Source organism: Bradyrhizobium sp. AZCC 1693, assembly GCF_036924745.1.
In the GTDB taxonomy this organism is placed as follows: domain Bacteria; phylum Pseudomonadota; class Alphaproteobacteria; order Rhizobiales; family Xanthobacteraceae; genus Bradyrhizobium.
Genome location: NZ_JAZHSD010000001.1, coordinates 3,745,975 through 3,768,945, shown reverse-complemented (window position 1 = coordinate 3,768,945; position 22,971 = coordinate 3,745,975). Strand labels below are relative to the sequence as shown.

The 22,971-nt window shown below is 62.6% G+C and carries 24 protein-coding genes, 1 tRNA gene and 1 pseudogene; 13 read left to right on the top strand and 13 right to left on the bottom strand.

Annotated elements, in window-relative coordinates; translation table 11 throughout:
- Position 1: 1 nt before the first annotated feature.
- Positions 2 to 967 (bottom strand): thioredoxin-disulfide reductase, encoded by a 966-nt coding sequence (gene trxB / locus V1293_RS17930; protein WP_334511197.1) that lies wholly within the window; start codon positions 965 to 967, stop codon positions 2 to 4.
- A gap of 278 nt (positions 968 to 1,245) precedes the next feature.
- On the opposite strand from trxB, the gene V1293_RS17925 reads away from it, so the two are divergent.
- Entirely contained in the window at positions 1,246 to 1,725 is a 480-nt protein-coding gene (locus tag V1293_RS17925) for an Lrp/AsnC family transcriptional regulator (protein WP_334511196.1), read from the top strand.
- 97 nt (positions 1,726 to 1,822) lie between these two features.
- Here the strand turns inward: V1293_RS17925 and V1293_RS17920 are convergent, their stop codons facing one another.
- The 5 genes from V1293_RS17920 to V1293_RS17900 all read right to left on the bottom strand — a co-directional run bounded on the left by V1293_RS17920 (position 1,823) and on the right by V1293_RS17900 (position 8,066).
- Positions 1,823 to 2,233: a DoxX family protein gene (locus V1293_RS17920; RefSeq protein ID WP_442894251.1), complete on the bottom strand. Its 411-nt coding sequence runs from the start codon at positions 2,231 to 2,233 to the stop codon at positions 1,823 to 1,825.
- A 392-nt stretch (positions 2,234 to 2,625) separates the two neighbouring features.
- Entirely contained in the window at positions 2,626 to 3,099 is a 474-nt protein-coding gene (gene greA / locus V1293_RS17915) for a transcription elongation factor GreA (protein ID WP_212419807.1), read from the bottom strand.
- A 218-nt stretch (positions 3,100 to 3,317) separates the two neighbouring features.
- Entirely contained in the window at positions 3,318 to 6,782 is a 3,465-nt protein-coding gene (carB, locus tag V1293_RS17910) for a carbamoyl-phosphate synthase large subunit (protein WP_334511195.1), read from the bottom strand.
- 424 nt (positions 6,783 to 7,206) lie between these two features.
- A tRNA-OTHER gene (locus V1293_RS17905) sits at positions 7,207 to 7,282 on the bottom strand.
- An 82-nt stretch (positions 7,283 to 7,364) separates the two neighbouring features.
- Positions 7,365 to 8,066: a class I SAM-dependent methyltransferase gene (locus V1293_RS17900; RefSeq protein ID WP_334511194.1), complete on the bottom strand. Its 702-nt coding sequence runs from the start codon at positions 8,064 to 8,066 to the stop codon at positions 7,365 to 7,367.
- Positions 8,067 to 8,188: 122 nt separating this feature from the next.
- On the opposite strand from V1293_RS17900, the gene V1293_RS17895 reads away from it, so the two are divergent.
- Positions 8,189 to 8,722, top strand: coding sequence for a Dps family protein (locus tag V1293_RS17895; protein WP_334511193.1), 534 nt, complete (start codon positions 8,189 to 8,191; stop codon positions 8,720 to 8,722).
- Positions 8,723 to 8,959: 237 nt separating this feature from the next.
- Entirely contained in the window at positions 8,960 to 9,262 is a 303-nt protein-coding gene (locus V1293_RS17890; protein WP_334511192.1) for a hypothetical protein, read from the top strand.
- 116 nt (positions 9,263 to 9,378) lie between these two features.
- On the opposite strand, the gene V1293_RS17885 is transcribed toward V1293_RS17890, so the two are convergent.
- The 4 genes and pseudogenes from V1293_RS17885 to carA all read right to left on the bottom strand — a co-directional run bounded on the left by V1293_RS17885 (position 9,379) and on the right by carA (position 12,713).
- Positions 9,379 to 10,077 carry a Crp/Fnr family transcriptional regulator gene (locus V1293_RS17885; RefSeq protein ID WP_334511191.1) on the bottom strand — a complete coding sequence of 233 codons (699 nt, stop codon included), beginning with the start codon at positions 10,075 to 10,077 and terminating at the stop codon, positions 9,379 to 9,381.
- Between the two features lie 536 nt (positions 10,078 to 10,613).
- Positions 10,614 to 11,147 (bottom strand): cupin domain-containing protein, encoded by a 534-nt coding sequence (locus V1293_RS17880; protein ID WP_334511190.1) that lies wholly within the window; start codon positions 11,145 to 11,147, stop codon positions 10,614 to 10,616.
- A 54-nt stretch (positions 11,148 to 11,201) separates the two neighbouring features.
- A pseudogene (locus V1293_RS17875) lies at positions 11,202 to 11,369 on the bottom strand (PaaI family thioesterase); the annotation flags it as partial.
- Between the two features lie 153 nt (positions 11,370 to 11,522).
- Complete coding sequence (carA, locus tag V1293_RS17870; RefSeq protein WP_334511189.1) at positions 11,523 to 12,713, bottom strand: glutamine-hydrolyzing carbamoyl-phosphate synthase small subunit; 1,191 nt, start codon at positions 12,711 to 12,713, stop codon at positions 11,523 to 11,525.
- 164 nt (positions 12,714 to 12,877) lie between these two features.
- Between carA and V1293_RS17865 the strand changes: the two genes are divergently transcribed.
- The 3 genes from V1293_RS17865 to V1293_RS17855 all read left to right on the top strand — a co-directional run bounded on the left by V1293_RS17865 (position 12,878) and on the right by V1293_RS17855 (position 14,736).
- Positions 12,878 to 13,579 (top strand): alpha/beta fold hydrolase, encoded by a 702-nt coding sequence (locus V1293_RS17865; protein WP_334511188.1) that lies wholly within the window; start codon positions 12,878 to 12,880, stop codon positions 13,577 to 13,579.
- A 203-nt stretch (positions 13,580 to 13,782) separates the two neighbouring features.
- A complete protein-coding gene (locus V1293_RS17860; RefSeq protein WP_334511187.1) occupies positions 13,783 to 14,130 on the top strand; it encodes a hypothetical protein in 348 nt (115 codons plus the stop codon).
- Positions 14,131 to 14,280: 150 nt separating this feature from the next.
- Positions 14,281 to 14,736, top strand: a complete 456-nt coding sequence (locus V1293_RS17855) for a GatB/YqeY domain-containing protein (protein WP_334511186.1) — start codon at positions 14,281 to 14,283, stop codon at positions 14,734 to 14,736.
- Positions 14,737 to 14,758: 22 nt separating this feature from the next.
- On the opposite strand, the gene V1293_RS17850 is transcribed toward V1293_RS17855, so the two are convergent.
- The gene (locus V1293_RS17850; protein ID WP_442894357.1) at positions 14,759 to 15,463 is read right to left on the bottom strand and encodes a protein-L-isoaspartate(D-aspartate) O-methyltransferase; all 705 of its coding nucleotides are present in this window, start codon (positions 15,461 to 15,463) and stop codon (positions 14,759 to 14,761) included.
- 317 nt (positions 15,464 to 15,780) lie between these two features.
- On the opposite strand from V1293_RS17850, the gene folE reads away from it, so the two are divergent.
- The 7 genes from folE to V1293_RS17815 all read left to right on the top strand — a co-directional run bounded on the left by folE (position 15,781) and on the right by V1293_RS17815 (position 22,193).
- Positions 15,781 to 16,398: a GTP cyclohydrolase I FolE gene (gene folE, locus V1293_RS17845; protein ID WP_334511184.1), complete on the top strand. Its 618-nt coding sequence runs from the start codon at positions 15,781 to 15,783 to the stop codon at positions 16,396 to 16,398.
- Positions 16,399 to 16,431: 33 nt separating this feature from the next.
- On the top strand, positions 16,432 to 17,958 hold the full coding sequence (locus tag V1293_RS17840; protein ID WP_334511183.1) for an FAD-dependent oxidoreductase: 1,527 nt from the start codon (positions 16,432 to 16,434) through the stop codon (positions 17,956 to 17,958).
- A gap of 184 nt (positions 17,959 to 18,142) precedes the next feature.
- Positions 18,143 to 19,753, top strand: a complete 1,611-nt coding sequence (locus tag V1293_RS17835) for an acyl-CoA synthetase (RefSeq protein ID WP_334511182.1) — start codon at positions 18,143 to 18,145, stop codon at positions 19,751 to 19,753.
- 18 nt (positions 19,754 to 19,771) lie between these two features.
- A complete protein-coding gene (locus V1293_RS17830) occupies positions 19,772 to 20,242 on the top strand; it encodes a MarR family winged helix-turn-helix transcriptional regulator (protein ID WP_334511181.1) in 471 nt (156 codons plus the stop codon).
- A gap of 82 nt (positions 20,243 to 20,324) precedes the next feature.
- Positions 20,325 to 20,693 (top strand): nuclear transport factor 2 family protein, encoded by a 369-nt coding sequence (locus V1293_RS17825; protein WP_334511180.1) that lies wholly within the window; start codon positions 20,325 to 20,327, stop codon positions 20,691 to 20,693.
- Positions 20,694 to 20,695: 2 nt separating this feature from the next.
- Positions 20,696 to 21,139 carry a hypothetical protein gene (locus V1293_RS17820; protein WP_334511179.1) on the top strand — a complete coding sequence of 148 codons (444 nt, stop codon included), beginning with the start codon at positions 20,696 to 20,698 and terminating at the stop codon, positions 21,137 to 21,139.
- A 277-nt stretch (positions 21,140 to 21,416) separates the two neighbouring features.
- Positions 21,417 to 22,193 (top strand): DUF2189 domain-containing protein, encoded by a 777-nt coding sequence (locus V1293_RS17815; protein WP_334511178.1) that lies wholly within the window; start codon positions 21,417 to 21,419, stop codon positions 22,191 to 22,193.
- Between the two features lie 48 nt (positions 22,194 to 22,241).
- Here V1293_RS17815 and V1293_RS17810 read toward each other — a convergent pair whose 3' ends face one another.
- Together V1293_RS17810 and V1293_RS17805 are read right to left on the bottom strand one after the other, a co-directional pair.
- Positions 22,242 to 22,382, bottom strand: a complete 141-nt coding sequence (locus tag V1293_RS17810) for a Fic family protein (RefSeq protein ID WP_334516777.1) — start codon at positions 22,380 to 22,382, stop codon at positions 22,242 to 22,244.
- A gap of 61 nt (positions 22,383 to 22,443) precedes the next feature.
- A complete protein-coding gene (locus V1293_RS17805) occupies positions 22,444 to 22,956 on the bottom strand; it encodes an SRPBCC family protein (protein WP_334516776.1) in 513 nt (170 codons plus the stop codon).
- Between the last annotated feature and the right edge of the window lie 15 nt (positions 22,957 to 22,971).

The following is a 22,971-nucleotide window of genomic DNA, read 5'->3' as shown; positions in this document are numbered from 1 at the left end:
ATTATTCTGCCGCCGCGCGATCGCTCGCGCGCAAAGCCAGGAAACGTTCGGCCTCAAGGGCCGCCATACAGCCGAGGCCGGCAGCCGTGACCGCCTGCCGGTAGGTTTCATCAGCCACGTCGCCGGCGGCGAACAGGCCGGGAATTGAAGTAGCGGTCGAGTTCGGCGCCACCTCGACATAGCCCGAGGATTTAAGCTTGATCTGGCCCTTGACGAGATCGGTGGCGGGCGCGTGGCCGATGGCGATGAAGACGCCGTCGGCCGGCACGTCCGTAAGCCTGCCGGTCTTGACGTTCTTCAGCCGCACATGGGTGACCTTGCCCGGGTTTTCGGTGCCGCAGATCTCGTCGATCGCTGAGTCCCAGACCACCTTGATCTTGGGGTTCTTGAACAGCCGGTCCTGCAGGATTCGCTCGGCGCGGAAATGATCGCGGCGATGCACGATCGTCACGGCCGATGCAAAGTTGGTCAGGAACAGCGCTTCCTCGACCGCGGTGTTGCCGCCGCCGACCACGATCACTTCCTTGCCGCGGTAGAAGAAGCCGTCGCAGGTCGCGCAGGCCGAGACGCCAAAACCCTTGAACTTTTCTTCGGAAGCGATGCCGAGCCAGCGCGCCTGCGCGCCGGTGGCGAGGATCACCGTTTCCGCCAGATAGACGTCGCCACTATCGCAGGTCAGCCGGAACGGCCGCTGCGCGAGTTCGAGCTTGTTGACGTGATCGGTGACGATCTTGGTGCCGACATGCGCCGCCTGCTTCTCCATCTGCTCCATCAGCCACGGGCCCTGGATGACGTCGGCGAAGCCCGGATAGTTTTCCACGTCGGTGGTGATGGTGAGCTGCCCGCCGGGCTGGATGCCCTGGATCAGCACCGGCTCCAGCATCGCACGCGCCGCGTAGATCGCCGCGGTGTAACCGGCGGGGCCGGAACCGATAATGACGACCTTGGCATGGATAGGCGCGGGCATCGGCGGATCCCTCTCTTATTCGGGGGTTTTTGTTGACTGAGCAGAAAGCGCCCGGAAGGACGTCGCGGGGCGCCGAAAGTGTCAAATCCAAGTCTAAGATATCTGGGTAGCTATGCAAGAATTGCAATTCATCCCAGCGAATTTTCCCCGGAACTGAAGTAACAATCGCGAAATGGGGCGCTGCACGCGCAATAAAATTGCGCAAGCTGCGCCGCGTGCGCTAAGAGAGTTGCCAGTAAGGCCGCCCAGCGCAGCCAAAACCAGGGAACCCGACGCGCGTGTCGAAGAATCTTGACGAAATCGACCTCAGAATTCTTGCCGAAATCCAGGCCGACGGCCGAATCACCAACGTGGAACTGGCCAAACGCGTCGGGATTTCCCCGCCGCCCTGCCTGCGCCGGGTCCGCACGCTGGAGGAAGAGGGCTACATCCAGGGCTACCGCGGCCTGCTCGATCCGCGCCGCCTCGGCTTTGACGTCACGGTGTTTGCGTCCGTCCACCTGTCCAGCCAGGCGGATGCCGATTTGCGCGCGTTCGAGGATTTCGTCCGCGCCGAGCCCTTGGTGCGGGAATGCTGGATGTTGTCGGGGGAGGTGGATTTCATCTTGAAATGCGTCGCGCCCGACATGGCGACGTTTCAGGATTTCGTCACGCACCTGACCGCTGCACCCCACGTGCGCAACGTCCGGACGTCGCTGGTACTGCACAATTCGAAGTACGAGGCGGCGGTGCCGCTCGATGTGAAGGTCGTGAGCTGACCCTTCGGGTCATTCCGGGGCGCGTCGAAGACGCGAACCCGGAATCTCGAGATTCCGGGTTCGATGCTTTCGCATCGCCCCGGAATGACTGGACCACCTACTTCTTGCGCATCTCGTCGACGCTGTACGGCCCGCCGCCTGACGTCGCCAGATAGAGACAGGCGAAGCAGAACAGGATCGCCAGCGTGCCGTTGTTGAGCAGCGGCAGGAACACCGGCTTGGCGACATCCCTGAACATGTGGCCCATGAAATAGGCCGCCGCCATTTCGCCGGCCAGAACGAACGCGGCAATGCGCGTGAACAGGCCTATCATCAGCAGCGCACCAAGCACCAGCTCGATCGTACCGGCGGTCATGATCAAGGGCGGGGGGTTGGCGAACATCGCAACAACTGGAAACTTGAAGATCTTGGCGACGCCATACTGAAACAGCAGCAGCCCGGTGATAAAACGAAACAGGCTCAGCGCCGTCGGCTGCCATTTCGCGAACATCTTGTCGATTTGGTCCATGTCATTGTCCCCTGTTTGACACACTAGAACTTAGCGTCACAACATTACACGGTGTTGGCCGATTGCGTGTGATGCCGACACAACACCCCCGAAATTGAATCATTCCCCTCGCACGTCATCGCTTCGCGGCATTGTCGCGATTGCAGCGCAACAAGATGCCGTTGCGAAACGCCCGGGCCTGCCGCTCACCGCGCGCGCCTTGCGGCGAAAACGGCGGCATGCAGCGCCGATGCTCGTCGATTTAGTTATGCTTTATAAGCATTATCCAGGATCGGTTATTATGGAATCCGCCGCAACTCCACTCACAATCCTGTCAGCGACGGCGTCGTCATGCGCCCAACAAAAAAGCCGCGTCGAAACGCGGCTTTGTCGCAACAGTAACTTGCGGGTGACTATCGCCACTCGACCTTGGTGATCTCGTAGGCTTTGGCGCCGCCCGGCGCCACGACTTCCACCGTCGAGCCTTTTTTCTTGCCGATCAGGGCGCGGGCCAGTGGCGAGGTGATCGAGATGCGGCCCTTCTTGGCGTCGGCTTCCGGCTCGCCCACGATCTGCCACACGGTTTTCTTCTCGGTGTCTTCGTCGACCAGCGTGACGGTGGCGCCGAACTTGACGGTGTCGCCCGAGAGCTTGCTGATGTCGATAATGTCGGCGCGCGCGAGCTTGTCTTCGAGCTCGGCGATGCGGCCTTCATTGTGCGACTGCTCTTCCTTGGCGGCGTGATATTCCGCGTTTTCCGAAAGGTCTCCATGCGAGCGCGCCTCCGCGATATGCTCGATGATGCGCGGACGCTCCACCGACTGGCGCTGCTTCAATTCGACCTCCAGTGCGGCATAGCCGCTCGCGGTCATCGGTACCTTTTCCATCATGTCTTCCGTCCTTCCATCGTGCGAACCGCAACCTGCGTGCGCGCACGAGGCAGTTTTTAGATTTCGATTCGGGCTTTCATGGCCCCAACGCGAGCCCGCCAGCCTGCCGATTTTCGGCCCCATTCAAGGGCGATTCAACAAGCGAACGAACGGTGAGTTCCAGCCATGCGGCTTTCTTGCCAATCGCTTAGCGGGCATTTACGCCCGACTAATGATCAGTTTTCGGAAAAGTAACTCTGCAGCGTGCGAACCTCAAGGTCCCCGCCCAGATAGGCGCGGATGCCCTGCGCGGCCGCCACGGCACCCGAAAGAGTGGTGTAATACGGCACTTTATGCAAGAGGGCAGCCCGCCGCAACGAACGGCTGTCGGCCAGCGCCTGCGGTCCCTCGGTGGTGTTGAAAACGAGCTGGATGTCGCCATTGGTGATGGCGTCGACGATGTGCGGCCGTCCTTCCAGCACCTTGTTGACCTTCTCGGTCGGAATGCCGTTGTCGGTCAGGAAGCGCTGGGTGCCTGATGTGCCCATCACCTTGAAGCCGAGCGAGTGCAGCAAGCGCACCGCTTCCGCGATGCGGTTCTTGTCGATCTCGCGCACCGAGACGAACACCGTGCCCTTGCGCGGCACGCGGGTGCCGCCACCGAGCTGGCTTTTTGCAAACGCCACCTCGAAGGAGCGGTCGATGCCCATGACCTCGCCGGTCGAGCGCATTTCCGGGCCGAGCACGGTGTCGACGCCAGGGAAACGCGCGAAAGGGAAGACAGACTCTTTCACGCCGACATGGCCGAGCTGCTTCTTCTTCAGCTTGAAATCGGCGAGCTTCTCGCCGGCCATGATCCGCGCGGCGATCTTCGCCACCGGCGTGCCGACGACCTTGGCGACGAATGGCACGGTGCGCGAGGCCCGCGGGTTGACCTCGAGCACGTAGATCTCGCTGTCCTTGATGGCATATTGCACGTTCATCAGGCCGACGACGTCGAGGCCGAGCGCGAGCTCCCGGGTTTGCCGCTCGAGCTCCTCGATCATCTTTGCGTCGATCGAATGCGGCGGCAGCGAGCAGGCGGAATCGCCGGAGTGGATGCCGGCTTCCTCGATATGCTCCATGATGCCCACGATGAAGGTGTCCTTGCCGTCGCACAGGCAGTCGACGTCGATCTCGATAGCGTCGGACAGATAGCGATCGAACAGCAGCGGGTTCTTGCCGAGCACGGTGTTGATCTGCCCGGTCTTGTCGTTGGGGTAGCGCGCCTTGACGTCGGCCGGCACCAGTTCGGGCAGCGTGTCGAGCAGGTAGTCGTTGAGCTGGGTTTCCTCGCGGATGATCTGCATCGCGCGGCCGCCCAGCACGTAGGACGGACGCACCACCAGCGGCAGGCCGAGATCGGCCGTCACCAGCCGCGCCTGCTCGACCGAATAGGCGATGCCGTTCTTCGGCTGCTTGAGACGAAGCTTGTCGAGCACGCGCTTGAAGCGGTCGCGGTCCTCGGCAAGGTCGATGGCGTCGGGCGAGGTGCCGAGGATCGGCACGTCGGCGGCTTCCAGCGCGCGCGCCAGCTTCAGCGGGGTCTGGCCGCCGAACTGCACGATCACGCCGTGCAGCGTGCCGTTCTGCCGTTCGGTGGCGATGATTTCCAGCACGTCCTCGGCGGTGAGCGGCTCGAAGTAGAGCCTGTCCGCGGTGTCGTAATCGGTCGACACCGTTTCCGGATTGCAGTTGATCATGATGGTCTCGTAGCCGGCATCGTCGAGCGCGAAGCAGGCGTGGCAGCAGCAATAGTCGAACTCGATGCCCTGGCCGATCCGGTTCGGCCCGCCGCCGAGGATGACGACCTTCTTCTTGTCGGACGGCGCGCTCTCGTCGGCGAGCTTGCCTGCGAACGGCGCCTCATAGGTCGAATACATGTAGGCGGTGGGGGAGGCGAATTCCGCGGCGCAGGTGTCGATACGCTTGAAAGCGGGGCGGACGCCGAGCGCGTGACGTTTTGCGGTGATCTCGGCCTCGGTGGACTCAGACAGCACGGCCAGCCGCGCGTCCGAAAAACCCATCGCCTTCAGCATGCGCATGCCGTAGCCGTTCGGCGGCAGGCCGTTCGCCCGGATCTTCGCTTCCATGTCGACGATGCCGCGCATCTCGCTGAGGAACCATGGATCAATCTTGCAGGAATTGAAGATTTCCTCATCGGTCCAGCCGAGCCGCATCGCCTGCGCCACCTGCAGGATGCGGTTCGGCGTCGGCGTTCCCAGTGCGGCGCGGATCGCATTCTTGTCGTCGTGTTGGCCAAGCCCCTCGATCTCGATCTCGTCGAGCCCGGTCAGGCCGGTCTCGAGCCCGCGCAGCGCCTTCTGCAGGCTCTCCTGGAAGGTGCGGCCTATCGCCATGACTTCGCCGACCGACTTCATCGAGGTCGTCAGCGTAGTGGAGGCGCCGGGAAATTTCTCGAACGCGAAGCGCGGAACCTTGGTGACGACGTAATCGATCGTCGGCTCGAACGAGGCGGGCGTCGCGCCGCCAGTGATGTCGTTGGCGATTTCATCGAGCGTGTAGCCGACCGCGAGCTTGGCGGCGACTTTTGCAATCGGGAATCCCGTGGCCTTGGAGGCCAGCGCCGAGGAGCGCGACACGCGCGGGTTCATCTCGATCACCACCATGCGGCCGTCGTCGGGGTTGACGCCGAACTGCACGTTGGATCCGCCGGTCTCCACCCCGATCTCGCGCAGCACCGCGATCGAGGCGTCGCGCATGATCTGGTATTCCTTGTCGGTCAGCGTCAGCGCCGGCGCCACCGTGATGGAATCGCCGGTGTGCACGCCCATCGGATCGAGGTTCTCGATCGAGCAGACGATGATGCAATTGTCGTGTCTGTCGCGCACCACCTCCATCTCGAACTCTTTCCAGCCGAGCACGGATTCCTCGATCAGCACTTCGTTGGTCGGGGAGGCGTCGAGGCCGCGTTCGATGATGTCGAGGAACTCTTCCTTGTTGTAGGCGATGCCGCCGCCGGTGCCGCCCATGGTGAAGGAGGGACGGATGATCGCGGGCAGCCCGATTTCGGACAGCGCCATCAGCGCTTCGCCGAGCGCATGCTCCTGGTAGCGCTTGCGGCGCTCGTTCTCGCCGAGCGTCCATTGCCGCTCGCACTCTTCCAGCGCGTCGCCGGACAGCTTTTCGCGATCGGCCAGGTACTTGTCGCGGTAGGACTTCTTGAGCGCCGAGGCGTTGGCGAGCCGCGATTTCGGCGTCTGCAGGCCGATCTTCTCCATCGCGTTGCGGAACAGCTGGCGATCTTCGGCCTTGTCGATGGCATCCGCAGTGGCGCCGATCATCTCGACGTCGAATTTGTCGAGCGTGCCCTGCCGGCGCAGCGACAGCGCGCAGTTCAGCGCGGTCTGTCCGCCCATGGTCGGCAGCAGCGCAAAGCCGCCCGGGATGACGTGGCGTTCGTTCTCGATGATCTTGGCGACGATTTCGGGGGTGATCGGCTCGATATAGGTGGCGTCAGCCAGTTCCGGGTCGGTCATGATGGTGGCCGGATTGGAATTGACGAGGACGATGCGGTAGCCCTCTTCCTTCAGCGTCTTCACCGCCTGGGTGCCGGAATAGTCGAATTCGCAGGCCTGGCCGATCACGATGGGACCGGCGCCGATGATCAGGATGGTGGAGATATCTGTTCTTTTGGGCATCAGCTCTCAGACTGGAAATTGGGCACAAAAAAAGGGCGCGCATGCTGCGCGTCCCCTAAGCCAAGAGCGCGGGTCACCCTCGCGCGCGGGTGGTCTTTAGACCAGATTCCGCACCCGCGAAACCCCCAAAAACGGGCCATCAACGGGGAAATTCAGGGATTTTGGCGGTCGGTCCGCCTTCGCGAAAAATGTCGTCACCCGCCAACGGGTCGCGCGAATGCGCGCCCGATGACAGGCTCCGGCGGGTGACCCGGTATTCCAGAGACGCCAGGATTGAATCGAGAGGCCGCGGCGTACTGGATCCCCCCGCCTTCGCGGGGGACGACGAACGCATATGTGGCTTATCCGCTCTTCCTTGCCGCCAGCGCATCCGCTTTGCCCTGCCGGTCTCCGGCGTGGCTGCGTAGCCCATCAGGGCGAAGCGTGGAGGCCCGGCCTGGATTTGAACCAGGATAAGGAGCATTGCACTGCTCCCGCGTTGTCGCTTCCGCCACCGGGCCGCGGCGATCATTGCCTATCACGGCGCGGTGAACCACCCCTTACCGCGCCTTAGGGTTAACAACCTTAGCGCGCGATTAGAACTCAGGTGCGCTGGAAAGCGTGGCGCGCCACAAATGTCATCCGCCACGGGTTGTGGCCAATGTTGAGATGCGCGCGCGAGGCGGTAAAGCCGGCGGCGGCGAGTTTTTCGATCATCTCGTCTTCGCGGTAGCGCTGCAGCCCGACGCGGGTGCGCAGCTGCCGGTAGTCCGACAGCGCCGTGCTCGCAAGGCCATACAGGGCGTCTTTCAGGAAGCCGTGAGCGCGTGCGAATTTCAATAGCGCCAGCACGTCCCTGGCCATGCCGACTTCGGGCCGCAGGATGTCGCCCAGCACCAGGCGGCCGTTGGGCTTCAGCAGCCGGCGCATGACGGCGAGCGCCGAATCCAGTTCGTCCGGCGTCATGTATTGCGCGACCGAATTCATGACGACGAGATCGACCGTCTCGTCCATTTTCCGCAGATCATCCAGCGAGCGAACGCGGATCTTGGTGTTCGGCGCAAAGCGCGCGATCAGCCGTCCGCGGACGCCGGGCGCCGGCTCGGCCAGATACAGCTTGCCGCAGGCGTCCGCCACCTTGGCGGCCGACAGCGCCTCGCCGCATGCATAGTCCAGCACGACGGCGTCGGGCGAGGAGATGTAGCCGATGATGTCGCGCGCGATGATCTGGAAATGCAGGTCGCGATGCAGCTTGCTCGCATAAATCGTATGCGTGGAATCGTAATAGTCGATCCAATCATCCATGCGCGCTTCCGGCAAAAACAGCGGTTCCGGGAGCCGGAACCAGCGGGAAAATGATGCGTTAGGTCGTCCGGCGGCCAATGTCCACCGCCGCCAGTCTCCGGTTCCTAACAGGAAGGTGCAACGTGAGCAAAACCAACAATAAGGCCGGCAAGGTTTCCCCCGATCTCGACACACCGACCGACCTGGCGCCGGCCGCCGTCGAGAAGATTTCGGCTTCGCTCAACACCCTGCTGGCGGACGCCTTCGCGCTCTACCTGAAGACCAAGAACTTCCATTGGCATGTCAGCGGCCGGCATTTCCGCGATTATCACCTGTTGCTCGACGAACAATCGGAAGCGATCTTCGCCACCACCGACCAGCTCGCCGAACGGGTGCGCAAGCTCGGCGGCATCACGCTCCGTTCGATCGGGCAGATCACCAAGCTGCAGACCATCCAGGACAACAACGAGGCCTATGTGCCGCCGCGCGAAATGTTGCGCGAGCTGATGGAAGACAACAAGCACATGGCGGCGGCGATGCGCAAGGCGCACAAGCTCGCCGATGACAATGAGGACAGGGGCACCGCGCAGTTGCTGGAGCTGTTCATCGACGAGACCGAGCGCCGCACCTGGTTCCTGTTCGAGGCCAGCCGTCAGGAAGGCGCCAACGCGGCCTGAGCAGGCTCGCGGGGCCGAAGGGCGGCGGCTCCGGGTCGAAACCGGGGTCCCCGTTCCGGTCAGGATGCGCGAAAAAAGCACACGTCTTTAGATGGTACTGCAAGATTCCGATAATCAATTTAAGCGAGCCTGTGCGAGGCGTCGCTATGATGAAAGCCGCCCGATGGGCCCGTGCAGGATGATGCGGAGAAACTACCGGACCATGCTTTACCGGCTGTTCAGGTTTGGAATCGAACGATGCAGAAAGTGATTGAATTTCGTGGCCCGAAGTTTGAAGACGTGTCGGAGCCACCGGCCGCGCCGCCGTCCATCGAGCCGATTCTGGCAGTGGTCGAATCATTGTCCCGCACCCTCGATTGCATCAAGATCATGTGCGCGACCGAGCCGATCGGGCCGATCCGTGACAGGCTGGAAACTGAACGGGCAAATCTCGTCATCGGACTTTTTGTCGCCCGGGTCGCCGCGATGCGGCTGTCTTCGGGCGAGCAGGCAGCGGATGTTTCAGCCAACTCGAACTTGCCGATCGCCCGCCGCGGATGACGGCGCTAGCCCTGGATCAATTGCGAGCGCTGGGCTGTCAGGGGCCCTGTGGCTGGCAGGGGCAAATTGCCTTAGAGTGTCGGGTATCCGACACTACTTCCGGCGGCAGGAAAAATTTACTCGAGCGGGCCCAATAGCTCCTCGTACCGCTTCTCGATGCGCTCGTAACAGTCGCATGAGACAGCCTCCAGCCCCTTGGCGTCGAGGATGGAAATGCGGCCCCGGCCGATCTGAATGAGACCGGCATTCTGCAGGGTGCGCTCGACCAGATTGATGGTGGTGCGTTGAACCCCGAGCATCTGTCCGAAGAACTCCTGGGTCAGGCGGATGTCGTTGCTGCCCAGCCGTTTCCTGCACTGCATGAGCCAGCGCGCCGCCCGGTTTTCCACCTGGTGCAGCGCCTGGCAGGCGGTCGATTGCTGCGACTGCGCGAGCAAGGAGAGATCGAACAAAGCAACGGTCTTTCGGAAGCTTTCGCTCTCCCGTCCGGCCCGATGAACTTCCGCGGCAGGGATGCGGACGGCTTCGCCGGCGACCTGCACGATCGAATCTGCAAACGAAGTCGTGATGCCGTGGATGGTGGAGGATCCGATCATGCCCTCGCGGCCGACGATGGAGGTCTCGGCGGTCGCGCCCTGGTCGGTGCTGGCGAGAACGGAAATGATGCAGGAGCGCGGGAAAAAGGCGAACTCGATTTCCGACGATGAGTTGTGGAGCAACTCGCCATGTTCGACCGCAATCGTTCGCATGTGCGGTTTCAGCAGGGCCAGCGCTGAAGCATCCAGCAAGCTCAGAATGTGATTTTCAGCGGCCACAGTAGCTCCAACGCGACATAGGCGGGAGCTTCAACTCTCTCCGTCGCCGATGCCTAAGGGCTGAAGCCGGCGATAGACCCACAATGGGCGCAACTACCGGCAATAGCTAATTAATTCTCGGCGGATAGTCGGGTATCGGACAGTTCGGCGGATATATTTGCAGCTACTATCCCAAGTGTCGGGTATTGGACGGATCGAAGGGCGTTTTCACTGGTTAGATTAGGCCTATGTAAAGGTTGGCGGCGCGCGAATTGCAGGCGCCGTAGGTTCAACTCAACGCTGGGTGAGTGTCATGCTAGCCCCGGAAAGACCCCCTCCAGAGCTCCTGCCGATGCGGCCGCGTTGCCCCGATTGCGAGGCGCGGATGATCACGACTGCCGTTTCGGATGGGCCGGAAGGTTTGGAGCAACGCACGTTCGAATGCGCAAAATGCGGCCACACCGAAACCAGGACGGTGGCGTACGATCCGCTCGAATCCAACGCTGTTGGCTGGATCAAAGGCGAATTGCAGCCTCCCAAATGACGGGCGCAGTCGTTTAAGCCGCGCTGCGCTTCCATAGCCGGACCAGCGGGCCATTCTCTCCCTGCACCGGATCGGTCTTCGGCAGCTTTACTTGCGGGATGGTCTTCAACGCCTTCGCATGGTTTCCCGGCGTCGGCCGCGTGATCTGCATCGGGGGCCCCGGAGGATAGGCGCCGACCACACAAAAGTCCTCGCTTGCCGAGATCAACTGATGCCCGGTCCCCGCCGGCAGGATCGCGACGTCGCCGGCAGAGATATCGAGTGGCTTGCCGCGGTCACCGCCGAACTGCACCCGCGCATGCCCACGGGCGACGCCGAGCGCCTCATGCACGGTCGAATGGTAGTGCAGATAATCGTACACGCCGTTGCGCCACATCGCGCCCCAGCCATTGGCGCCGAACAGCCCCTCGATGGTCTTTTCCGGATGATCGTTGGCGACATCGACCGCGCCCTTGTAGACCAGGAACGGCATCGGGCTGTTCGGCACGAGGCCGTCATCCTCGAAGTTGAAGGTGAGGGGCTCGATATCGGCGCTGACGACGGACATGGGCCTTCCTCCGAAATCGCAGAATTGTAGCAAGATCAAACCAAAGTCCGCCGCTCACGTTCCCTTTGGAATCTCGAAAACCAGACACGTCGTCGTCGCATGCGCGAGCAGCCGGCCTTTGGCGTCGGTGATGCGCGCCTCTGCGGTGGCGGCGCGGCGGCCAACGCTGAGCGTCTTGCCCTCGGTGCGCACGGGCCCGGTATCCTTGGTCATTCCCTTGATTCCCGCCATGGCCGGGAAAAACCGTCCGAAGGACGGCGTCGCTTCCGCTCGCCTATGACCCGGCCATCCGCGTCTTGGCTGCGGTGATACCATCAAGAGCGTGGATGCCCGGGACAAGTCCGGGCATGACGATGGAGTGAATCGTAGGAGCGCTTATGCCCGCTTGTTCGCCCGCATCAGATCGGCAAACCGCTTGAACAGATAGTGCGAGTCGCGCGGGCCCGGCGAGGCTTCGGGGTGATACTGCACCGAGAATACCGGCTTGCCCTTGAGCTCGATGCCGCAATTGGAGCCGTCGAACAGCGAGATGTGGGTCTGTGTCGCGCCTTCCGGCAGCGTCGCCTGATCCACGGCAAAGCCATGGTTCATGGAGGTGATCTCCACCTTGCCGGTGGTCTCGTCCTTGACCGGATGATTGGCGCCGTGATGGCCCTGGTGCATCTTCATGGTCCTGGCGCCGACGGCGAGCCCCAGCATCTGGTGACCGAGGCAGATGCCGAAGGTCGGCGTGCCCGATTCAATCACCTGCTGGATGACAGGCACCGCGTATTTGCCTGTGGCGGCCGGGTCGCCCGGGCCGTTGCTCAGGAAAACGCCGTCCGGCTTCATTGCCAGAATGTCGTCGGCCGATGTGGTCGCCGGCACCACCGTGACCTTGCAGCCTTCACCGGCGAGCAGCCGCAAAATGTTGCGCTTGATGCCGTAGTCGATCGCGACCACGTTGAACTCCGGTTCGCTCTGCCGGCCAAAACCCTTTTCCCAGGCCCATGGCGTTTCGTCCCAGGTGAAGCGCTGGGCGGATGTGACCATCGGCACCAGGTCCATGCCTTCGAGGCCCGGCCATTCGCGCGCCTCTTCCTTCATGCCATGCAGATCGAACTGGCCATTCTTGGCGTGGGCGATCACCGCATTCGGCATGCCCTTGGAGCGGATCAGCGCGGTCAGCGCGCGGGTATCGATGCCGAAGAGGCCGATGATGCCGCGGGCGCGCAGCCACTGGTCGAGATGTTTTGTCGCGCGGTAGTTCGATGGATCTGATATGGCCGAGCGCAGGATCATGCCGCGCGCGCCCGGCGTCGCCGCCATGTTCACCGTTTCGATATCTTCGTCATTGGTGCCGACATTGCCGATATGCGGGAAGGTGAAGGTGATGAGCTGCCCGGCATAGGAGGGATCTGTCAGGATCTCCTCATAGCCGGTCATCGCGGTGTTGAAGCAGACCTCGCCGACGGCGTGGCCTTCCGCGCCGAGGCCAAAGCCCTCCAGCACGGTACCGTCGGCAAGCACGAGGAGCGCGGTCGGTTTGTGGTCCGGCCAGGCTGAGGCGTTTTCAGATGTTGTCATGAGCGCACTTCATAGTCGCAAGCGCCCCTGCGCGTCAAAGCCGGATGGCCAAGAAAAGCAAGGGATTCACATGCGTTTGCCGCATATTTGACAGCCGGTTCCGCGGCCCTAGACGGGGCTTTTCCACACTTTTGCGAGCTTTTGCCCCCAATCCGGAGCCGGGCATGGACAATTCGATGCCGATCCTGCTCGTCCCCGGCCTGGTCAGCTCGCCGCGGATCTATGCCCCTGTGCTGCCGGCACTGTGGCGGTTCGGCCCGGTGACGATCGCCAACCACATCCGCGACGACCATATGGCCCTGATCGCGCGGCGGATTCTGGCCGAGGCGCCGCCGCGCTTCGCGCTCGCCGGCCATTCGATGGGCGGCTATATCGCCTTCGAGGTCATGCGGCAGGCGCCCGAGCGGGTGGCAAAACTGGCGCTGCTCAACACCCAGGCACGGCCCGATACGCCGGAGGCGACCGCCCGCCGCCGAACCATGATGGCGCGTGCGAAAAGCGGCGAATACCGCGCCGTGCTGGACGAGCTGTTTCGCGGCTTCGTCCACCCGTCGCGCCGCGAGGATGCGGACCTGCGCCGGCTCATTTACGACATGGGCGAAGATGTCGGGGCGGAAGGCTTCGTGCGCCAGCAGGAGGCCATCATCAGCCGGCCGGATTCTCGGCCGATATTGGCGGCGATCAAATGCCCGACGCTGGTGCTTTCGGGCGACGAGGACAACACCATCCCGAACGCGCTGTCGGTCGAGATGGCCGACAACCTTCACAACGCAAAGCTCGTGATCCTGCCCAATTGCGGTCACCTGCCGCAGCCGGAACAGCCTGAGGCGACCGCGGACGCACTGGTCGAATGGCTGCAGGGCTAATATCATTAAACTTGTAAGTGCGCCCTTTGTCTCTTCGGTAGTGTTTCAGTTTTAAATTCCAGCATCGCGCTTGTTGTAAAGTCCGCGAACCACTAGGAGAACCATCAGGCGTGACGGAGCAAGAGGTAGCTAGGTCCCGTTTTTATGCCCTGCGGGGACTGGCGCGTAAGTGCGCCGCAGGAGTGGCAATACTCTTGCTGTGTATGGCGATCGTCGTAGCTGGACTGGAGGCTTTGTGTTGGTTTGGCCGCCCACCTATTATTCGTGACATCACTGCAGGCTTTTTTCGACATGGGCTGCCTGACGGGAAAGACGTTTATCGCCAGCGCGTCCGTGCCGCGTTTCCGACCGGCATCCCAGAAACCGAATTGCTGACTTCGCTGGCGCAGCACGGCTATGAAATCAAGGGGGCACATGGCCTCGGTCGCCGCTACGCCCGCATTCAAGACGCCGTCATAGTCTGCGTCGTTGATTGGGGCGTGTATTGGCGGACAGACAATGCGGGAATCGTCTCTGAGGTCGAGGACGACGTATACACGGCCTGCTGGTAGCCGCTCTTCGAACAATTCAAACTGGGATACTGCCCGAAATTCTTACTTGGCAACGCGGATCAGCAACGAACTGTAGAAACGGGCCATTGGCATTGTTTCATTGCCGGGGACGGCCTAGATCAGGGCTCTGAAAAGCCGAAGGACTGAAAAATGCTGCGCGACGACATCAACAACGCGGTCAAGGACGCCATGAAGGCGAAGGACGAGCGAAAGCTCTCCACGCTGCGCATGGTCAATTCGACCATCAAGAACGCCGACATCGCCGCGCGCGGGGAAGGCAAGCCGCCGCTGTCGGACGCCGATCTGCTTGGCGTGTTTCAAAAAATGATCAAGCAGCGCCAGGAATCGGTCGAGCTCTACGACAAGGGCGGCCGCGCCGAGCTTGCCGCGCAGGAACGCGAGGAGATCGCGATCATCTCGGCCTATCTGCCGAAGCAGATGTCGGAGGATGAGATGAAGGCCGTGATATCAGCCGCGATCGCCGAGACCGGCGCGAGCGGCATGAAGGACATGGGCAAGGTGATCGGCGTGCTGCGCGCAAAGTTCGCCGGCCAGATGGATTTCGGTAAAGCCAGCGGCATGGTGAAGGCGGCATTGTCGTCCTGACCTCGCTTCATCCGGGCTGCCGTTACCGGCTCGGTGAGCGCGTGAAGGGCACGAACCGCACGGGGGCGACGGCGCGCGTTGTTGTCTTTTCAGGGGCGATCTTCTCGACGACCGTAAGGTGCTGAGTGCCGTAACCTCCCACCGGCATGACGAGCCGGCCGCCCACTTTAAGCTGCTCAATGAGCGGCGGCGGCACCTCCCCGAGCGCGGCGGTCACCACGATGGCGTCAAACGGACCGCATTCGGGCCAGCCAGCATAGCCGTCGCCAAGCCTGACGCTCACATTGTCATACCCAAGGTCTTTGAGTGTTTTCGTGGCGGCCTCGGCCAATGCAGGGATAATCTCGATGGTGCAGACCTTTCGCGCGAGGTGCGCGAGGATGGCGGCCTGGTAGCCCGAACCCGTACCGACTTCGAGCACGACATGATCGGGCGCGACCTCTGCCAACGCTGTCATCAAGGCCACGATGAATGGCTGCGATATGGTCTGGCCGCGGCCGATCGGAACCGGCATGTCCGCGTATGCGATCGAGCAGGATCGCTCGGGAATGAACAGATGGCGTTTGGTTTGCCCCATGGCCTCAAGGACCCGCTCCGAAAAACCCTGCTGTCCCGAAACAACGGTGTGGGACCGGGCGTAGTCCTTGATGGTTTCGACCATGGCGGCGCGTTCGCGGACGCATTGTGCGTCCTCCTGCGCGGTCGCATCCCGCGCGCCGGCAACCATGGAAAGCACCAGCAGCAACGTTTTCATGATTGTGCTCCCGTCGGTCCACGCTTCGCGTCGACCGCTTGAGCGCAGCGAGAGGATTCGACCGATCAGCCGCTTAAGCGAAACACGGCGTCCAGCGAATGACCGCAATGCGTTCAGGCGGTCCTCCAGCAAGTCTTGATACCATGCCTGCACCCGGCCGGTAAGCGGACCCCTCGGCACACATTGCCGCGGCTGAAGCGGGAGGACCGTCCGCGATCGGGAACCTTTCCGCCGACGTGACATCCAATAGGTTCAAACTCCCTTGGCAATCGTCTTGGAAAGGCATCTCAATGAATCCGAACGTACATGCGCTGGATCGCGCAAGAGCGTCGCTGTCCGAGATCCAGAGGCCGAGCAGGGCCGAGGTCGAGTCGGCCGTGCACACCATCATCCGATGGACCGGCGAAGATCCCGAACGGGACGGCCTGCGTGAGACGCCGGCGCGTGTAACGCGCTCGTTCGAGGAATTCTTCGCAGGGTACGGTGAGGACCCGGTCGAGATCCTGGAGAGGACCTTCGAGGAGATCGAGGGCTATGACGAGATGATCGTGCTGCGCGGCATCCGTTTCGAGAGCCATTGCGAGCATCACATGGCGCCGATCACAGGTCAGGCCTGGGTGGCCTACATTCCAAATGGCCGCGTGGTGGGCATAAGCAAGCTGGCGCGCGTGGTCGACGTCTATGCGCGGCGCCTGCAGATTCAGGAGAAAATGACGGCGCAAATTGCCAACACCATCAACGACGTCTTGAAACCGCAGGGCGTCGGCGTCGTTATCAAGGCGGCGCACCACTGCATGACGACGCGTGGCGTGCACAAGCCGGACACCGATCTCGTGACCAGCCGTATGCTGGGCTGCTTTCGCGACAATGCGCTGACCCGTCAGGAATTTCTGGGAATGGCGACGTAGACGCGAGCGGAGCAAGACATAGCGGAGGAAGATATGGCCGACCAGCAAGCGCCACCCGCCGGTCCCGATCTGTCAAAGGGCATAACCCTGTCCGAGTTCGCCGATGAGACCTTGCTCGGCCATGTCGGCGAGGATGAAGTGTTGCTGGTGCGTTCGGGCTCCGAGATTTTTGCGATCGGCGCGCATTGCACTCATTATCACGGGCCGCTCGCCGAAGGCCTCGTGACCGGGGAGGGCATCCGCTGTCCCTGGCATCACGCCTGTTTCGATTTGCGCACCGGCGAAGCCACAAGGGCGCCGGCGCTCAGTCCGGTCGCGGTCTGGAAGGTCGAGCTCGAAGATGGCCGCATCTTCGTTCGGGAGAAGCGTGAACAGCCCAAGCCGCGGGTGAAGGGCGCCACCGACGCGCCCGGCCGGATCGTGATCGTCGGCGGTGGCGCGGCGGGCTTTGCCGCAGCCGAGATGCTGCGGCGGCAGGAATATCGCGGCAGCATCGTCATGCTGAGCAATGACGCCGCAGCGCCGGTCGATCGGCCGAACCTGTCAAAAGACTATCTCGCCGGCAGCGCGCCGGAGGACTGGCTGCCGCTGCGGCCGGATGAATTCTACACCGAGGTGAAGATCGACCTGCGGCTCAACACCGAGGTCACCTCAATCGATACCAGCGCGCGCCATGTCGTCACGGCTGGCAGCGAAACCATCCCCTACGACCGCTTGCTGCTGGCGACCGGCGCGGAGCCGGTGCACCTGCCGATACCGGGCGCGGACCAGTCCCATGTGCACGTGCTGCGCTCGCTGGCCGATTCCCGCGCCATCATCGCATTGGCCGATGGCGCCCGGCGCGCGGTCGTGATCGGCGCGAGCTTTATCGGGCTCGAAGCCGCTGCCTCGTTGCGCGCCAGAAATATCGAGGTTCACGTCGTCGGGCTGGAGCAGCGGCCGATGGAGCGCGTGCTGGGGCCCGAGATGGGCGACTTCGTCCGCGCCCTGCATGAAGAGCATGGCGTCATCTTCCATCTCGGCGACACCGTCACCGCGATCGACGGCAAGCGCGCGACGTTGAAAAGCGGCGGCGCGATCGAGGCCGATATCGTCGTGGTTGGCGTCGGCGTGCGGCCCCGTCTTGGATTGGCCGAGCAGGCCGGGCTGGCGATCGATCGGGGCGTCACCGTCAACGCCTATCTGGAAACCAGCGTTCCCGGCGTCTACGCCGCTGGCGACATTGCGCGCTGGCCCGATCCACATTCCCTTGAGACCATTCGCGTCGAACATTGGGTGGTGGCCGAGCGCCAGGGCCAGACCGCGGCGCGAAACATGCTTGGGCAGCGCGAGCCGTTCCATGCGGTGCCGTTCTTCTGGAGCCAGCACTACGACGTGCCGATCAACTATGTCGGTCACGCCGAGAAATGGGACGAAATCGCCGTCGACGGCGACATCGCCGGCAAGGATTGCCTGCTGCAGTACAAGAGCCGTGGCCGCGTGCTCGCGGTCGCCTCGATCTATCGCGACGTCGCAAGCCTCGAGGCTGAGCTTGCGATGGAGAAGGCGCGGGCGCCTTGAGTCAGGGGCGACAAAAACGTCTCTCCACGTCATGTCCGGGCTTGTCCCGGGCATCCACGTCCTTAAACTTACGACAAAGCAAGAACGTGGATGGCCGGGAGCGCAGAGCAGACAAGTGTACGTAGTCTGCGCAAAAGCAGACTACTATGCCCGGCTATGACGGAAAGACGGAAACGCCAAGGCCATGCTAACCGAAGCCTCGACCTACGACGAACTCTACCGCAACTTCCGCTGGGATATTCCCGATCGCTTCAACATGGCGACCGCGTGCTGCGACCGGCATGCGGACGGTACGGGCCGGCTGGCGCTGATCTATGTCGATGAGGACGGCGCCACCACGCGCACCTCGTTCGACGAGGTCGCCGAGATGTCGCGCCGTTTCGCCAATGTGCTGAAGGCCGATGGCCTCTCGCGCGGCGACCGTGTCGCGGTGTTCCTGTCGCAGTCGCTGGAATTGCCGATCGCGCATCTTGCGGCGTTTCGCTCCGGCCTGATCTCGATCCCGCTGTTTGCGCTGTTCGGCGAGGACGCGCTGGAATTCCGCCTGTCGAATTCCGGTGCCAGGGCCATCATTACCGACGAGGCTGGCTGGGAGAAGCTCACGAAAATTCGCGACCGGCTGCCCTATCTTCAGGATATCTACGTCACCACCAGCATCGCGCATGCCGGCGCAAAACCTTTCTGGCCGGCGATCGAGGCGGCGGACGATGTGTTCCCCACCGTCGATACCTCGGCGGATGATCCCGCCTTGATCATTTACACCTCGGGCACGACGGGCAATCCGAAGGGCGCGCTGCACGCCCATCGCGTGGTGCTCGGCCATCTGCCGAATGTCGAGATGTGCCACGACTTCATGCCAAAACCCGGCGACCTGATGTGGACGCCGGCCGACTGGGCCTGGATCGGCGGCTTGATCAACGCGCTGTTCGCCTTCTGGTATCATGGCGTGCCGATTGTCGGGCATCGCGCGCGAAAATTCGAGCCACAGGCGGCCATGCAAATGATGGCCGAGCACGGCATCCGCAACGTGTTCCTGCCGCCGACAGCGCTAAAGCTGATGCGGCAGGCAAACGTCAAGCATCCGGGTGTAAAACTCCGCAGCATTTTCACCGGCGGTGAATCGCTCGGCGGCGAATTGCTGGACTGGGTCCGCGACACCTTCGGCATCGACGCGCATGAAGTGTTCGGCCAGACCGAATGCAATCTGGTAATCGGCAGTAATTCAAAACTGTTTCCGATCCGTCCCGGCTCGATGGGCAAGGCGACGCCGGGCTTCGACGTGCGCATCGTCAACGACAAGGGCGAGGAGTTGCCGCGAGGACAGCGTGGCATCATCGGTGTGCGCCAGCCCTGTCCGTGCACCATGATCGAATATTGGCGCAATCCGGAAGCGACCGCGAAAAAATACGCCGGCGAGTTCTTGCTGACCGGGGATCTCGGCGTGCAGGATGAGGACGGCTATTTCTGGTACGTCAGCCGCGAGGACGACGTCATCACCACCGCCGGCTATCGCGTCGGCCCGTCCGAGATCGAGCACACGCTGATGAAGCATCCGGCGGTGGCGATGTCGGCGGTGGTCGGCATTCCAGATCCGATCCGCACCGAGTCGATCAAGGCATGGATCGTGCTGCGCCCGGGCTTTGCGGCGAGCGATGAACTGGCGCGCGAGATCCAGGAATTCGTGAAAGTGCAGCTCGCCGCCCACGAATACCCGCGCTTCGTGCAGTTTGCCGAGACGCTGCCGATGACGGCGACGGGCAAGGTGTTGCGGCGCGAATTGCGGGCACTGGGCTAGCATTGGTTCGAGGGGCAAATGAAGAAAGCTGCCAAGCGCGCTGCGGGCTTGCATCGCGCCTCGCTCACGAAGTTCCACGATCTGGATGCGGCGCTTGAGCTCATGTATTACGGCTGGCGCGGCATGACGCTCTCGGCCGACCAGTATCTCGCCACGCTCGGCCTCTCACGTCCGCACCATCGCATTCTCTACGTGGTTGCGCGACAGCCCGACATCTCGATCGGCGCGCTGATCGAGGTGCTCGGCATATCCAAGCAAGCCGTGAATCGGCCGCTAAACCTGTTGCTGCAACGTAAACTCCTGACATCGAAGCGGTCGCCCGAGCAGCATCGCTCCAAATTGCTGCGGCTGACGGAAGCAGGAAAACGCATTGAGCAACGGGCATCGGGCCATGAGCGCAAGGTTCTGCGCGAGGCGTTCGATCGTGTCGGCCCACCCGGCGCTGCCGCCTGGATGGCCGTCATGGGGGTCATTGCCGACAACAACTGACAGTTTTCTCAGGTCAATATAGTTGACGTGATAGTCGCCCTGTGTCATCTCTTCCGCAGTTGCACCGAGGGAGGGCGCAAGCATGAGCGGACAGACAATGGACCGCGCGGCGGCCGGACGCTTTGTCGAGGCGTGGTGCGCGAACTGGCGCAAGGTCGATATCGACGCGGTCGTTTCGCACTTCGCCGAAAACGCCGAGATGCGCAGCCCGTTGGCGCTCAAATTGACGGAATCCCCGGTAGTCCCAGGCGCCGAGAACATCCGCGCCTACTGGCAGAGGGCTTACGGCGGCATCGAGAGCGCGGACCTGAAAATCCTGAGCTGGAGCTGGGACGATACGATCGCGCGCCTGACGGTGTGGTGGCAACTGGGCGAAAGCCGCGCCAGCGAGTTCATGGACTTCGACGGCGCCGGCCGTGTGGTGCGCAGCGAGGCGTTCTACGGAAAGTAGCCATGCGATTCTCGGACTTTATCCTGCTCCTCAACACGCTCTGGTTTGGCGCGGCCTTCATCCAGTTCGGCATCGCCCAGGGCAACACGCTGAAGATCCTGGTGCCGCGGGAGGAGCGCGGAAATCCGATCGCTCCGACCTTGTCGGCCAGCGTGGCCTTTCTCGGCGGGATCAATCTCCCGATCGGCCTTCTGTCCCTGTATCTCCTGTTGTTCCGGCCGCCCTTCTTTCAGGCTGACGACGCGCAGCTTGCGTTGTTCCTGTTCTTTGCCGCGTGCCACTTCAGCCAGTTCGCCTACAACCTCCCGGTCCTGATGCGCGGCGGACGGGTCGGGGTGGCGTATTGGCCCGTGTTGAGGGGCCCGATGCTTCGGATTTTTGCCATCGATGCGATGCTATTCATGGCAAATCTTGTTGTCGCCCTGCTGCTCGTATCCCGGTCCTGACAAGCGATCGACTACAATCCCCGCACCATGAGGAGGGAGCACAACCCTCGCCGTCGTCCCTGCGAACGCAGGGACCCATAACCACCGACCTTTGTTGTTGCGCACAAGTCGTCGACCAGCATTGTTCAAAACGGCCGCCGCGGCGTATGGGTCCCTGCGTTCGCAGGGACGACCACCGAGGGAGCGTGCCTAGCCGCTTCCGCTCAAATGTTGACCGAGATCAACACATCTTCCTTGCCGCCCTGCCTCAATGCGCAGCAAACAAACGGAGGGATCGATGACATCGATCTCCGGCAAGGTCGATCCCGTGGTGCGGCGCATATCGGCGGCCGACATCGCCGAAGCGCTGAGCCAGGGGTTGCGGGATTTTCAGGCGGTGCCGCTCTATGGCCTCGCCTTCGGCGCGTTCTATGCCGCCGGCGGCATCGCGATCGTGCTTTGCCTGACCGCGTTCGGGATGATCTATCTGGCCTATCCGCTCGCCGCCGGCTTCGCGATGATCGGCCCGTTCGTCGCCACAGGCCTTTACGAGGTCAGCCGGCGGCGCGAAGCGGGGCAGCCGATTTCGATTGGCGCGATCTCGGCCACCGTGCGGACGCGGAGCGAGATCGGCTGGATGGCGTTCGTCACGCTGTTCGTCTTCGTGATCTGGATGTACCAGGTGCGGCTGTTGATCGCGCTGCTGCTCGGGCTCAACGCCTCGTTCTCCAGCCTGCGCGAGTTCATCACGGTGGTGCTCACCACCAACGAAGGGCTGCTGTTTCTCGCCATCGGCAACGCGGTCGGCGCGGCGCTGTCGCTGATCCTGTTTTCGCTCTCCGTGGTGTCGTTTCCGCTATTGCTCGACCGCGACGTCGATTTCGTCACCGCGATGATCACCAGCGTGCGCGCGGTAGTGATGAGCCCGCTGCCGATGATCGGCTGGGCCGCCCTCATCGTAGTCCTGCTTGCCGTCTCGGCGGTGCCGTACTTCCTCGGCCTGGTGGTGACGCTGCCGGTGCTCGGCCACACCACCTGGCATCTCTACCGGCGGATCATTGCGCCGGTGGGGTGAGGAACTGCACGGTCGTTGCGCTTCGGGCGCAGGCGGCGTGTGAGGCCATCATTCAATGAGGCCACTGATCACATCGGCCTGCGAGCGGCCGTTTCCTTCGCGGAAGGCATGGATGGCGTTGAGCTCTGCCGGGAAGTGCGCGGCCCTGTCCCGCGAACGTTTGCTTGTCGAGGTTGTGAAGGTAGTCAGCCGATCGCAAATCGTCGAATAGCTTTTTCGCTTGTCCTTCGATGTTTCGGGGGCGTTCGACCTACGGCGTTCCGATGCCCATTTCCTGCAGCGCGGCCAGCATCCGTTCCGGCGGCTGCATCTTGATCACCATCGCATTGCCGGTCTCCAGCAGGCTCTTGAGGCTCGACAGGATCGCCGGCCAGCCGGTGCGGCCGCCCGAAAGGATATCGTCACTGATCTCTCGATCGTGCGACTGCAGCATCGTCAGCTTCACCGCGTCGCCGGTCTGCTCGATCTCGTACGTGACAAGCGTCGGCCCGAGCTTTTCCACCAGCGCCGGCCAGTTGACGTTGAAGGTGACGGTGAGCTTCTTCAGGGGGGCGCATTCGATCACCTCGCCCGAAATATGCAGGGCGCCGTCAGGCGTGCGCATGATGAAGGCGCCGCCCACCCTGAGGTCGACCTCGACCGCATGGCCGGAGAAATACTTCCTGGAAAATTCCGCGCGTGTCAGCGCCTCCCACACCTTCTCCGGCGTTGACGCAATATAGATTGTGTAGACGATCGCCGGCTTGAAGTTACCGACGTTCACGACACTGCCCTCGGA